Origin of the sequence: Salinimicrobium terrae DSM 17865 (genome assembly GCF_000424665.1) — a bacterium.
In the GTDB taxonomy this organism is placed as follows: Bacteria; Bacteroidota; Bacteroidia; order Flavobacteriales; family Flavobacteriaceae; genus Salinimicrobium; species Salinimicrobium terrae.
In genome coordinates this window covers 354,933-367,955 of sequence record NZ_AUKI01000017.1, presented here as the reverse complement: position 1 = coordinate 367,955, position 13,023 = coordinate 354,933, and the positions used below count along the sequence as shown (strand labels likewise).

General features: G+C 43.1%; 11 protein-coding genes. 4 read left to right on the top strand and 7 right to left on the bottom strand.

The window, feature by feature from the left end:
- Positions 1 to 117: 117 nt before the first annotated feature.
- Complete coding sequence (locus H148_RS0108955) at positions 118 to 438, bottom strand: GIY-YIG nuclease family protein (protein ID WP_029034504.1); 321 nt, start codon at positions 436 to 438, stop codon at positions 118 to 120.
- Between the two features lie 245 nt (positions 439 to 683).
- Complete coding sequence (metG, locus tag H148_RS0108950) at positions 684 to 2,786, bottom strand: methionine--tRNA ligase (protein WP_029034503.1); 2,103 nt, start codon at positions 2,784 to 2,786, stop codon at positions 684 to 686.
- A 112-nt stretch (positions 2,787 to 2,898) separates the two neighbouring features.
- Between metG and H148_RS0108945 the strand changes: the two genes are divergently transcribed.
- Positions 2,899 to 3,486: a hypothetical protein gene (locus H148_RS0108945; protein ID WP_029034502.1), complete on the top strand. Its 588-nt coding sequence runs from the start codon at positions 2,899 to 2,901 to the stop codon at positions 3,484 to 3,486.
- 86 nt (positions 3,487 to 3,572) lie between these two features.
- Entirely contained in the window at positions 3,573 to 3,932 is a 360-nt protein-coding gene (locus tag H148_RS0108940) for a YraN family protein (protein ID WP_029034501.1), read from the top strand.
- Here the strand turns inward: H148_RS0108940 and H148_RS0108935 are convergent.
- The 3 genes from H148_RS0108935 to H148_RS0108925 all read right to left on the bottom strand — a co-directional run bounded on the left by H148_RS0108935 (position 3,929) and on the right by H148_RS0108925 (position 6,933).
- Positions 3,929 to 4,462: a DUF421 domain-containing protein gene (locus H148_RS0108935; protein WP_029034500.1), complete on the bottom strand. Its 534-nt coding sequence runs from the start codon at positions 4,460 to 4,462 to the stop codon at positions 3,929 to 3,931. The genes H148_RS0108940 and H148_RS0108935 overlap by 4 nt on opposite strands.
- Positions 4,463 to 4,470: 8 nt before the next feature.
- Positions 4,471 to 5,730, bottom strand: a complete 1,260-nt coding sequence (locus tag H148_RS0108930; protein ID WP_029034499.1) for a DUF389 domain-containing protein — start codon at positions 5,728 to 5,730, stop codon at positions 4,471 to 4,473.
- Positions 5,731 to 5,964: 234 nt separating this feature from the next.
- Positions 5,965 to 6,933: a potassium channel family protein gene (locus tag H148_RS0108925; RefSeq protein WP_169578557.1), complete on the bottom strand. Its 969-nt coding sequence runs from the start codon at positions 6,931 to 6,933 to the stop codon at positions 5,965 to 5,967.
- 199 nt (positions 6,934 to 7,132) lie between these two features.
- Here H148_RS0108925 and H148_RS17555 point away from each other — a divergent pair, with 199 nt between their 5' ends.
- Positions 7,133 to 8,227, top strand: coding sequence for a cation:proton antiporter domain-containing protein (locus tag H148_RS17555; RefSeq protein WP_051286325.1), 1,095 nt, complete (start codon positions 7,133 to 7,135; stop codon positions 8,225 to 8,227).
- Between the two features lie 12 nt (positions 8,228 to 8,239).
- A complete protein-coding gene (locus H148_RS18600) occupies positions 8,240 to 8,383 on the top strand; it encodes a hypothetical protein (RefSeq protein WP_156877232.1) in 144 nt (47 codons plus the stop codon).
- 274 nt (positions 8,384 to 8,657) lie between these two features.
- Here H148_RS18600 and mfd read toward each other — a convergent pair whose 3' ends face one another.
- Complete coding sequence (gene mfd, locus H148_RS0108910; RefSeq protein ID WP_029034496.1) at positions 8,658 to 12,038, bottom strand: transcription-repair coupling factor; 3,381 nt, start codon at positions 12,036 to 12,038, stop codon at positions 8,658 to 8,660.
- A gap of 337 nt (positions 12,039 to 12,375) precedes the next feature.
- Positions 12,376 to 13,014: a ligase-associated DNA damage response endonuclease PdeM gene (gene pdeM, locus H148_RS0108900; RefSeq protein WP_029034494.1), complete on the bottom strand. Its 639-nt coding sequence runs from the start codon at positions 13,012 to 13,014 to the stop codon at positions 12,376 to 12,378.
- Between the last annotated feature and the right edge of the window lie 9 nt (positions 13,015 to 13,023).

Genomic DNA, 13,023 nt, shown 5'->3' with positions numbered 1-13,023 from the left:
GTTTAAAATTCTGATTCATTTTACAAGAGCAACCCCTCTACTCCGCTCGGGGAGACACATGTCGTCAGGTCCGAATTTTCGTCTACCTCTCAGGACAGGCTGAGTTGAGACCCCATTTTAAGTATTACTCTTTTTATTCCGGGAATGACTTTTGTTTCTGCATTCCGCCAATAGTTTCAGAAGCTTTTCATCTTCATTTGCTAAAGCTCTTTTCTTTTGAACACTCCATTTTTTAATCCTCTTTTCAAACCAGATTGCCTGGCTTACATCATTGAACTCCTGGTGAAAAATTACTTCTACCGGTCTCCTTTTAAAGGTAAAGCTATTTCTATTCACTCCGGCATTATGCTCTTCCAATCTCCGGGTAATATCGTTTGTTATTCCTGTGTAGAGTAACTTATCAGAACATTCCAAGATATACACATAGTACAATTTCATTGTTTCAAATTCTGTTCCGTCAACATAAGAGACCCCTCGACTTCGCTCGGGGAGACATTCGTACTTTCAGTAGAGTATTTCGACTGCCGCTGTAATTCTGTCGGGAGAGGCTCAATCAAGATTTCTTTTGGTAAACAATAAAAGCAATCTTCAAAAGAGACCCCTCGACTCCGCTCGGGGAGACATCGTAGTGTAAGATTTTTATTCGACTGCCACTCAGGAGAGGCTCAGTTGTGAACACCTTACTACGAAATCACCGTCCCATTCTTTACCCCATCTTCATCGGGATTGAGGAACACCAGCTTACCATCAGCATTTTCCGTCATTAGGATCATGCCTTCACTTTCCACACCTCGGAGTTTTCGCGGTGCCAGGTTTACCAAAACTGTAACTTTTTTCCCAATGATATCTTCGGGTTTAAAGCTTTCGGCAATTCCTGAGACTATGGTGCGAACGTCAAGACCAGTATCCACTTTTAGCACGAGCAGCTTGTTTGCCTTTGGCATTTTTCCAGCTTCAACTATAGTTCCTACCCGCAGGTCCATTTTTGAAAAGTCTTCAAAAGTGGCAATTTCCTTCTGTGGTTCGGCTTTCTTATTATCGGCAATGTTTGCTGCTTTTGTGGCTTCAAGTTTGTCCAATTGCTTCTGAATTTGTTCGTCTTCTACTTTGGAAAATAACAGTTCGCCTTTTCCTATTTGATGTCCCTCAGGTACAAGTGAAGATTCTTTATTAATTTGCTCCCATTCATTCTCTCCGCTGTCACCTTCAAATGCCACTGCTGTTGCTTCCGAAGAAGCTTTTCCGTAGTCCAGCATTCTCTTCAGCTTTTCAGCAGTATATGGAAGGAAAGGTTCGCTGAGGCTGGCTAGTGCCGAAGCTATTTGCAGCGCCACATACATAATAGTCTTTACTCTTTCCTCATCGGTCTTTATCAGTTTCCACGGCTCTTCATCGGCCAGATATTTATTTCCGAGGCGGGCCACGTTCATCAATTCTCCCTGAGCTTCCCTAAACCTGTAGCGTTCGATAGAACTCGCGATTACAGCCGGATATGCTTTCAATTCTGCAAGAGTTTGTTCATCCACTTCAGAAAATTCTCCCGGTTCGGGAACTATTCCGTCGTAATATTTATTGGTAAGCACCACTACCCTGTTGATGAAATTTCCGAAGATCGCAACAAGCTCATTATTATTCCGCGCCTGGAAGTCTTTCCAGGTAAAGTCGTTGTCTTTTGTTTCGGGCGCATTGGCAGTTAAAGCGTACCTCAACACATCCTGCTGCCCGGGAAATTCCTCCAGATATTCATGCAGCCACACCGCCCAGTTCTTGGAGGTTGAAAGTTTGTTGCCTTCAAGATTTAAAAATTCGTTTGCGGGGACATTTTCCGGAAGAACATAACTTCCTTCAGCCTTAAGCATTGCAGGGAAAATAACGCAGTGAAAAACAATATTATCTTTACCTATAAAGTGTACCAGTTTGGTATCCTCATTCTTCCAGAAAGGCTCCCAGTCTTTTCCGGTCTTCTCCGCCCATTCCTTAGTGGAAGAAATGTAACCAATGGGCGCATCAAACCATACATACAGCACTTTCCCTTCGCCGCCTTCCACCGGCACAGGAATTCCCCAATCCAGGTCACGAGTTACCGCACGAGGCCTTAACCCATCATCGATCCAGGATTTCACCTGTCCGTAAACATTGGATTTCCAGTCTTTTTTATGCCCCTCAAGGATCCATTCATTAAGCCAACTCTCATATTGATCCAAAGGTAGAAACCAGTGCCTGGTTTCCTTTAGCACAGGCTTGGAACCGGTGATTGCCGACTTCGGATTAATAAGATCTGTAGCATTATGGCTTGTTCCGCATTTTTCACATTGGTCCCCATAACTTTCTTCATAACCACATTTTGGACAGGTACCAACTACAAAACGGTCCGCAAGAAATTGTTCAGCTTTCTCATCATAGAGCTGTTGCGTCGTTTCTTCAGTAAACTTTCCGGCGTCGTAAAGCTTTTTAAAAAATTCTGAAGCTGTTTTATGATGCACTTCCGCAGAAGTTCTTGAATAATTATCAAAAGAAATTCCGAAGTCTTCAAAGCTCTCTTTGATGATCTTGTGGTACTTATCCACCACATCTTGTGGAGAAACCCCTTCTTTTTTTGCTTTTATAGTGATAGGCACTCCGTGTTCGTCACTCCCACACACAAAAGCCACCTCCCGCCCCTGCATTCTCATGAAGCGGGCGTAGATGTCGGCAGGTACATAAACTCCGGCCAAATGGCCAATGTGAATGGGCCCATTAGTGTACGGCAGGGCAGCCGTAATAGTATATCTTTTCGGTGAATTCATACATCAATTTAAAGGCTGTAAAGTTAAGCAAGTGCAGGGGATTACACGTTAAATTTTAGTAAAAGGCAATGCAGGTGCGACAAATGTTCTGCATTTTAGTAAAAAAGTAAAAATGAAGAAATTATTAATAGTTGCGCTTATAATTCTGGCCTCCGGTTGTAAAAGCAGAAAACTTACGGCCGATTCTGCGGAAAAATACCAGCTTGAAAACCTGGCAGAAGTAATTAGCAAAAATGATCTGCAGAAGATATATCCTGAAGCAGAAATTGCTGAAGGAATTGACCTTTTTGAAGAGGGAACTGAACAACGGGCCTATAGTATCTTATACCCCAATACCAGTGATGAGTTGCTTATCATTTGGGACGACAAGACAAAAAATAAACCACACCAGATTTATACCGAAAATGACGGCCGTTGGAAAACTAAGGAAGGTATTGAGGTAGGAACGAGTTATGAAGACCTGGTAGAAATTAATGAAGGGGCTATAGATTTCTACGGCTTTGGCTGGGATTACAGTGGCGCAGTGGACTGGAAAGACGGGAAAATGAAAGATTCTAACGTAAGAGTTTTTTTAGCCCCGGTAGATGCACCACCTAAGAGCTTTTATGGAGATCAAATCATAAAAGCAGATCCTGAAGATATTATTAATCTGGACCTAAAGGTACGAGCCATTATTTTTCAGAATGACACTAAATCTTAACTGCAGAAAACTTCAGCAATAAAGCGAAAAAAGATTCCAAAAAGGGCAAAAAGAAAAGACATTTTTGGAAGGTTACTACTCGAGATATGGCACAGCATAATGAACTGGGAAAGCGTGGGGAGGAAATGGCAGTAGCCCATCTACTGGCAACAGGCTATAAAATCGTGGCGCGCAATTTTATCTACCAAAAAGCGGAAGTTGATATCATCGCCCGCAAAGCCAATATCCTGGCTGTTGTAGAAGTCAAAACCCGCAGTACGCCCGATTTTGGAAATCCACAGGATTTCGTAAAAAAGAAACAGATTAATCAACTGGTTAAAGCCATTGATTATTTCGTCAATGAACACAATCTGGATGTAGAAGTACGGTTTGACATCATTGCGATCATTAAGAACAAAGCCGGCACCAGGCTAGAGCACCTTGAAGATGCTTTTTTACATTTTTAAAGATCATTTTTATCCAGTAGTTCTTTAAAGGTGGAGGCCTCTCCTTCCCGGGATTTTCCAATTACAGAAAGAGTGGCATCAATTTCCAGAATAACCGCGGCAACATCATCCATACTGCCAAATCCTTCTTTTCTTGCTGCACCTTTTACCTTGCTCTCATCCATTCTTTCCTTGTGCATGTTTTTCTCAAGAAATTTCCCATTATAGTACAAAAGAGTTGGATTAGTGTTGAAAATCCTCTTGAAAGTCCTGGATTTACCTTCTAAATAAGCAAAAATAAACTGAAGCACAGCCAGAAGAACAAAAGCAGTTAAAGCTTCAGAAATAGATAGATTTTTTGTTGTAAGGGTACGACCAAAGACAGCACCAACCGTCACTGCAATTACGAAATCAAAGGCGCTCATACTGGCAAGAGTCCTCTTACCAGAAATCCGCAAAATAAGCACTATTGCAACATAGGCGGTAAAGCCCACAATAATTATCCTGATTATGGGTTGGATCCCGTTCCATAAAAAAGTAGTTTCATCCATAACGTTTCCTAGCGTTCAACAACTTTAATGTCATAAACCTTATACAGGTTATCAATACCGTAATCCATATTTTTTTTTAAGTGTTGGATCACTCTTGCTTTTACCTCTTCCTTCTCCAGGGTCGTATCCCTGAGCATTATAGTTGCAGCAAAAGTGGCCACCGGAGTATCTTGATATTCTTCATTTGTAAAGGTGACATTATTGTTTAGCACCAGGATAAAGGGAATCTTTTCCAGTTCGGCATCAAGAACTTCATTAAGTTCCGTATTCAAACTGGCCTTCCTGAGAAACGGCGGCTGATTAAACTGCCAAAACATCATGGCTCCAAGCCCTACTATTACAATTCCTGTAGTAATAAGACCCATTACTTTATTTCCTTTTAAGAATCTAACTCCTCTCGGGCTTATTTTTCCATAGAAATAGAATACCAGAGTGGCTGCGATATGTATTCCCAGCAGTTGCAATAAGATCCTGAAAATGCTACTTAGAACTACCTGCCAGTCCATCATATATAATCCTACACCTACCAGCCCAACGGGAGGAGCAAGAGAAGCGGCTACCAGGATTCCTACAGCTGCCCCTGAAACCAGACTATCTCTTTCACTCTGGCAAATATTTACTGCTCCCGCAAAACCAGAGACCAAAGGCAGAATAATGGCGAACTTTGAAACCTGGCTTATTTCATTCATTAAAGGGGTGAGGGTGGTTAACGGAAAAAACAAGGTCATAATAAAACTGGCCACGATCCCGGTGAATATTGCCAAACCGTACCTGCTCAAGCTGCTTTTTAAAAGGTCTGACTTCCCTGCAGCTGTTCCCAGGGCAGCATTCATGGCTGGACCGGCAAAAGGTGCCACCAGCATTGCTGCAACAAGAAGATAACCGGTACTGGTGAACATTCCTATCCACACAATAATTCCTGCTACCAGAGAATAACCTATAAGACCAAAAATGGAACCCACACTTTGAATCCCGCCAAGGTAGATCTCCAGAGAACTTTTAGGTTGCACATCGGCAACCTGGTCGGGTGCTTCAGAGGCCGGGGGATATAAAGAAATGACTCCCCGCGGATTAAAGTTCACCTCGGGCTCCTCAATTTCATCAATCTTTTTTAAAAAATTATTGACGCTTTCATTGGGCAGGTGAACATAAAACACATCATGCTCCTCATTGGGAAGAAGAATTGTATTCTTACCATTAAATTCTTCTACCGTTTTAAATACCTGCTCTTTATTTCCTTTTGGGATCTTGAGTATAAGTTGTCGCATGTAAAACCCTTGGTTTGGCTGCAGATGAATTTGCTGAATATCTGCCTGCTACACAAGATACAGGAAAGCAGTAAAAAGTGACATTTTCTTAAGGGAATTTTAAGTTTCAGCATCCCATTAGTACCTGAAGGTTTGAGAATGTGTGACGGTATAAATGTTGAAAAATTCCGGCAGCTAAACCTTTTGTTCCAAATCTTAAATGCAAATGGACGAGAAGCTCTTTAGCAGTTTGTTTTACGCGTTTCCTAGAACATCTTTCCATGTAAAATCTTCACTTTTAAATAACTTCTCTAAAACACGCCTTCTATTCTTCAAATCCTCCCCTTTTAGAACGTTTCCACTATATGGGAGTTGATTCTTATCAACTGGATTCTCTACCGTTGGCAAACTCCTGGAAAAATTTTCACTAAGATTTTCAAGAAAGTAGGTGATCGATGAACGTACCGGCTCCAGCTCTTGCTGCAGTTCTCTCCCGTCTTCAGAATCGATTAATATAGACAGGGCCTCGTCCAGGCGGGTGAGGTTCAAACTGAGACAATTCTTAGGTTTCGCCTCTGTATAATAGTGAATCACCGGGTAAGCATGATGATTGACAGAATGTTTATCAATCATTTCCTGTAAATTTAATAGCTGTTGATAAGCATAGGAAGAATTCAATGAAAGAATTTTATTAGCTATTTCCCCGGGACTCTTTCCTAAGTTAAAAATACTTTTAGTCAAAGTCCGTTTGTTGACCAGAGCAGACGAGACCGATATAAAATAGGTCATTGAACTTGTAAAGAAAATAAAGCCAAAAATGGAAAATAGCGCAGTTACGATCTCATAAAATTCAGAAGTGGGCTTAAAATTTCCTAATCCCAAAGTTGAAAGAATATAGCCGGTGTAGTACAACCTTTCTACAAAGTTTGCTGGTCTTCCGTTACTATTTGTTATAGCTTCCGGATTCCAGGAGTACACCAGGAAAAGACCGAGCCAGACGAGTAGAATCCATACAGCTAAAACCATCAGATTGACAAATAATCCATGGGTTTTGTAAATACTTCTGCCAAAGACTTTCACCAACTTTTGTATAATCCTATCAGAAAAGATGGACGTGTGTTCTGAAATAAAACCTGCACCACTTCCAGACAATGTTGTAAAAAAGAAGTCGTAGATGGTAAACATTAAAATAAAAACTCCGATAAATAAGTAAAAGATTTCCATAACGTAAAATTGTATTCCTGAACCAGGATTTTCCAAGATAAAAGAAAGCAGCAAAAGCAGCCATTTCATTAAGGGAACTTTAAGGCATAAGGAGGAGTCAACCGCCTGAAAAAGCAATTTTTAAAGAATTCTTAAGAAATTAGGAGCACCAACTGCTTAACTTTAGGAAAACTCTTACACACTCCGAGGAATGGACTTGATGCTCATTATATTCTTTATATGTCTGCTTACCATACTTTCTGGTGCCTTCTACGAAAAGATCCAAAATATCTCCGTCACAGAACCTCTGCTTGCCCTTCTTTTTGGAGTTCTTCTGGGTCCCGATATTCTAAATATTATTAAATCTACTGATTCCCACAGTGAATTTCAGGTGCTTGAAATAGCCTGCCAATTTACCATAGCTATGGCTCTAATGGCAACAGCTTTGCGAATACCTACCCATATCTTCAGAAAAAATGCCACCTCCCTGTCCAATCTTGTGATCTTTGGAATGATCTTCATGTGGTTACTGGGCAGCGGAGTTTTTTATTTACTTATTCCAAAATTTTCTATTTTTGAATGTCTCCTATTGGGTGCAATTGTAACCCCTACAGACCCGGTGGTCGCATCCACGCTGGTAACCGGAAGAAAAGCAGAGAAATATTTACCTGCAAAAGTAAGAAACACCCTTTCCTTTGAAGCCGGAGTAAACGATGGTTTTGCCTATCCTATAGTTCTTTTGGCCCTCTACCTCTTGGGCGCTGAAGGTGACGGTGATCTTAGCCAGTGGTTCACGGAAGTCCTGCTGTACGAGAGTATCCTCTGCGCAATTCTGGCCTATGCGGTAGGATTTAGTTGCGGGTTTCTGATGAAAAAGGGACATAAAGCCGGTTTTTTGAACACAAAGACTCTTCTGTCTTTTTCAATAGCTGTGGCGCTCCTTCTTCTTGGCGGATTTCATTTACTCAAAATGAACCCCATTATCGCTGTTTTTGTTGGCGGCTTTGCTTTTGCAAAAGACATTACCGCCAATGAGGATCTAAAAGAAGAACGGATACAGGAGACAATGGAAAGACTCACCACTGTCCCGGTGTTCTTCATCCTGGGGCTCATACTGCCCTGGCAGGACTGGTTTAGCATGGGGTGGACCGCAGTTTGGATCGTAGTACTCATCCTTTTATTTAGGAGGCTCCCGGCTCTGCTTCTCTTAATGCCGGTCATGCCACAGTTCCGGAAAAAAATCTACAGTGTACTTATTATGGGATGGTTTGGCCCCATTGGAGTTGCCGCGCTTTATTACGCGGTACTGGCATAAGACAAAGCAAATTTGGAAGATGCCTGGATCATCCCAAGTCTTATTGTGACAGCTTCGACAGTAGTCCACGGTCTTACCAGCGTTCCTTTCGAAAAACTCTATCACAACTCCATCGAAGGAACTAATGAACGGGAGAATTTGGAGAGTAGAACCTGAAAAAAGAGAACTCTTATTCCGTTTCAAATCGACCAATCATACCGATGGAGAAAATAAATTTTGTTCTGAAACCACCATAAAGGTTACATTTTCGGAAAGAAGAACCCTTTCAGGGTTTGGAACCCTGAAAGGGTTGGGCTGCCGGGTTTTCGGCAAAATTCACGGCTAAATGAAAAAAATCTACAAGATCAAAAAAGATCTTGTAGAGGTTTCGAAAACCTGTGAGATCTGCACGATTTCCAGTATTTAAAATTCAAATTTCCCCCTCAGGGGGTTAGGGGGCTTCCACCACCGCCTTCACATCTAATGGCTGCAGCACTTTAAGAGCCTTATCTACGGAATTTACTCTTTCAAAAGTTAGTAACAACCTCAACCCGCTGCGGGTCTTCTTTTCCTTCATGGTGCAGCTATGTGGATGCGTTTGCACATATTGCAGTACTCTTGTAAAAGCTTTGCTCTGGTAGAAACGTGACTGCTGATCGGCAATAAAATAGCCAATCAGTTTTCCCTGCTTCATCACGATTTTCTCCAGTCCAATCTTCGAAGCGATCCATTTGATACGTACGCTGTTCAGAAGATCTTCAGCCTCGGCAGGTAATTCCCCGAACCTGTCTACCAGTTCGGCTTCAAATTTCTGAAGCTCTTCTTCGGTTTTCAGGTTGTTGAGCTGAGTGTAAAGGTTCAGCCTTTCTGAAATGTTGTTGATGTAATCATCCGGGAACAACAACTCGAAGTCGGTGTCGATCTGCGTGTCCTTCACATAATCCTTATCCTCTGTGTCCTTTCCTTCATATAAATCCCTGAATTCGTTTTCCTTCAGTTCCTCTATAGCTTCATTAAGGATCTTTTGGTAAGTGTCAAAACCAATTTCGTTAATAAATCCACTTTGTTCCCCTCCTAAAAGGTCACCTGCACCCCGAATTTCCAGATCCTTCATGGCAATGTTGAATCCGCTGCCGAGTTCACTGAACTGCTCCAAAGCAGTAATTCGCTTGCGGGCATCATCTGTCATGGCCGAATATGGAGGCGTGATAAAATAACAAAATGCCTTTTTGTTGCTTCGGCCGACACGTCCCCGCATCTGGTGCAGATCTGAGAGTCCGAAGTTATTCGCGTTGTTGATGAAAATGGTGTTTGCGTTTGGTACATCGAGTCCGCTTTCCACGATCGTGGTAGAAACGAGCACGTCGAATTCCCCGTTCATAAACCTCAGCATGAGCTGCTCCAGCTTCTTCCCTTCCATTTGCCCGTGGCCTATCCCGATCTTCGCATCGGGCACCAGTCGCTGTATCATGCCTGCAACTTCTTTAATATTCTCCACCCGGTTATGAATGAAAAAAACCTGCCCACCCCGCTGGATCTCATAGGAGATCGCGTCGCGAATGGTCTCTTCTGAAAATCTTATCACGTGAGATTCTATCGGGTAACGGTTGGGCGGCGCAGTGGTAATGGTGGAAAGATCCCTGGCAGCCATTAAACTGAACTGCAACGTACGCGGAATCGGCGTTGCCGTCAATGTCAAGGTGTCGACATTTTCTTTAATAGTCTTCAGTTTATCCTTTACCGCTACTCCGAATTTCTGCTCCTCATCCACCACCAGGAGTCCGAGATCCTTGAATTTCACCGCCTTGTTCACCAGCTGATGGGTTCCAATGACAATATCCACTTTTCCGTTCTCCAGCTCTTCCAACGTAGTTCTTCTTTCTTTGGCCGTTCTGAAACGGTTCAGGTAATCGACAGTCACCGGAAAATCCTTCAGGCGCTCGGTAAAGGTCTTATAATGCTGAAATGCCAGAATGGTTGTGGGCACCAGCACTGCCACTTGTTTTCCATTGTCTACTGCTTTAAAAGCTGCTCTTATAGCAACTTCCGTCTTTCCGAAGCCTACATCCCCACACACGAGGCGGTCCATTGGTCGTTCGTTTTCCATGTCGGCTTTGACATCGGCAGTTGCGGTACTTTGATCGGGCGTGTCTTCATAAAGGAAGGAGGCCTCGAGCTCGTGCTGCAGGTAAGAATCAGGCCCGTAAGCAAAGCCTTTCTGCAGCCTGCGTTTGGCGTATAGTTCTATCAGGTTAAAGGCAATATGTTTTACCCGTGCCTTGGTCTTTTGTTTCAGGTTCTTCCAGGCGTTACTGCCCAGTTTATAGATCTTGGGCGGCTTCCCGTCCTTGCCATTGTATTTGGAGATCTTGTGCAGCGAATGAATGCTTAGGTACAGGATATCGCGTTCCCCGTAGATCAGTTTGATCGCCTCCTGTTTCTTACCCTCGACATCGATCTTTTGAAGTCCGCCGAATTTCCCTATTCCGTGGTCGATATGCGTCACATAATCGCCGACTTCCAGATTCGTCAGTTCTTTTAGCGTGATCGCCTGCTTCTTAGCGTAGCCGTCCTTAAGGTGGAACTTGTGATAACGCTCAAAGATCTGGTGATCTGTATAGCAAACCATCTTTGAAGTATCATCAATAAATCCCTGATACATGGAAAGCACGACGGTCTTATACTTCACCTCCCCCTCCATATCGTCAAAAATGTCATGGAAACGCTTGGCCTGCTGCTCGCTTACGCAGAAAATATAGTTGGTATAACCGTCCTCGGAGTTCTCCCGCAAATTCTGAATAAGCAACTCGAAATTCTTGTTGAAGGAAGGCTGGGGTTTAGTTTTGAATTCTATATCCTGAACCTCGCCTTCACCCTGAACTTGTTTCAGGGTCTGGTGGGAATTGGTGACCACCAGCGAATACTCCTGCATCTGCTCCTTCAAAAGTGCTGAATTACAGAACAATTCTTCGGGCTCGTTGTGCTTTATTTCTTCGGAAAGATTCTTGAAAGCTTCTTCGGCTTTGCTGAAAAGCTTGTCGATCCTGTCAAACATCAGCGACGGATCCTGACTAAAGATCACTGTCTTATCTGAAATGTACTTCAGAAAACTCTCCCGCACCTCCTGAAGCCGCTTGTGCTCCACATTTGGGATCACCGTGATCTTCTTCACCTGATCTGTGGACAGCTGGGTCTCCACATCAAAGGTCCTAATGCTCTCCACCTCATCGCCAAAGAACTCGATCCTGTAAGGCTCATCATTACTGAAAGAAAAAACATCCAGGATTCCACCGCGGACTGAAAACTCACCGGGCTCGGTCACAAAATCCCCTCTTTTGAACTTGTACTCGAACATCACCTCGTTCACAAAGTCGATGGAGAGTTCGTCACCGACCTTGATCTTCAGGGTATTTTTCTCCAGTTCCTTCCGTGTGACTACCTTCTCAAAAAGGGCATCGGGATAGGTTATTATTATGGCTGGCTTTTTCCGGGAGTTGATGCGGTTGAGCACCTCTGCCCGCAGCAGTACATTGGCGTTATCAGTTTCCTCCAATTGGTAAGGTCGGCGATAACTTCCGGGATAAAAAAGCACATTCTTATCACCCAATAGCTGCTCGAGGTCATTGAGATAATAGGCAGCTTCTTCCTTGTCATTGAAGATCAGCAGAAAAGGCTTTTCAGCCTCTTCAAAAGCATTGGCCACCACAAAGGAAAGTGCCGACCCCACAAGGCCTTTCAGCTGAACATTATTTCGAGGCAGGACAAGGGCTTTCCCCAGTTCAAGCTGTTGAGCCGACTGTGCAAAGCTTTGGGCAATAGAAGATTTACTCAAAAATTAAAAATTTGGTGCAAAGATAAGGAGATAAAAGGTTTTGGGTGAGGCAGGAGGAATTAAGGGAAAGTTAAAGTGACAGTTAGGAGTTAGGAGTTATGAGTTATGAGTTTCTTGGCAAGAATTCAATAATATTCTTAAGATCCTGTCAGGCTGAGCCGGCGCAGCCGAAAGGTCGAAGCCTCTTATGGCTGTATCCTCTTTTTCATTTCCCGCAGATTTCGCTGATGTTCGCAGATCTCTTCGTGCTCTTCTTTTAGATCTTTGTGGTCTTTGTGTGAAATTTAGGTTAAGAATAAAAAGTCTTGGCTCTAGGCTCTTGTTTCTTGGCTCTATTTCAATCATTCAAACAAATCACCTCCTCATTTGTCACCACATACACCTCATCATCCCCCTGCGGAATAAGAATATGTTTGCCAGTGAACTCGCCGAAAGCAGGCAGGATCAATTGATCTTTTGACTTGAAAAAGCAGGAAAGCTTCAGTTGTTGTCGGCCCAAACCGTGGATTTTCACTCCCGGATGTATATGTCCCGAAAAGTTGAAAAATCCGGCTCTTTCTTCGGGATGGTGGGTGAAGAGGAAATTGTGCATTATAATCTCGGGTGTGACTTTTACTCCCAGGGCATCATATTTCAGCGGAGAAATGATGTCGTGATTTCCCTCTACTAAAGTCACTTCAGCAGAGATCTTTTCCAGCCAGGTGGCGAAGATCAGCCATTCCTTGTTGAGCGTGCTGTGAAATAGGTCTCCCAAAAAGACAATATTCTGAGGTTTGAAAAATGCGATTACAGCGTCCATTTTTTGGAAGTTGCCTTTCACTGCCTGCTGCGGCACAGCACTGCCAAATTTCCGGAAATGCGACACCTTTCCCAGGTGCACATCGCTTATCACCAACATACTTTCCTCCTCCCAGAACATGGCGCCTGATGGATGTAAAATAAAATTCTGATTATTAAGAGTAAGTGTTTTTGTCATTTTTTGAAG

Excerpts from the sequence above, each read along its gene's own strand:
- H148_RS0108955 (WP_029034504.1), bottom strand. The coding sequence starts at position 438 with ATGAAATTGTACTATGTGTATATCTTGGAATGTTCTGATAAGTTACTC.
- metG (WP_029034503.1), bottom strand. The coding sequence starts at position 2,786 with ATGAATTCACCGAAAAGATATACTATTACGGCTGCCCTGCCGTACACT.
- H148_RS0108945 (WP_029034502.1), top strand. The coding sequence starts at position 2,899 with ATGAAGAAATTATTAATAGTTGCGCTTATAATTCTGGCCTCCGGTTGT.
- H148_RS0108940 (WP_029034501.1), top strand. The coding sequence starts at position 3,573 with ATGGCACAGCATAATGAACTGGGAAAGCGTGGGGAGGAAATGGCAGTA.
- H148_RS0108935 (WP_029034500.1), bottom strand. The coding sequence starts at position 4,462 with ATGGATGAAACTACTTTTTTATGGAACGGGATCCAACCCATAATCAGG.
- H148_RS0108930 (WP_029034499.1), bottom strand. The coding sequence starts at position 5,730 with ATGCGACAACTTATACTCAAGATCCCAAAAGGAAATAAAGAGCAGGTA.
- H148_RS0108925 (WP_169578557.1), bottom strand. The coding sequence starts at position 6,933 with ATGGAAATCTTTTACTTATTTATCGGAGTTTTTATTTTAATGTTTACC.
- H148_RS17555 (WP_051286325.1), top strand. The coding sequence starts at position 7,133 with ATGCTCATTATATTCTTTATATGTCTGCTTACCATACTTTCTGGTGCC.
- pdeM (WP_029034494.1), bottom strand. The coding sequence starts at position 13,014 with ATGACAAAAACACTTACTCTTAATAATCAGAATTTTATTTTACATCCA.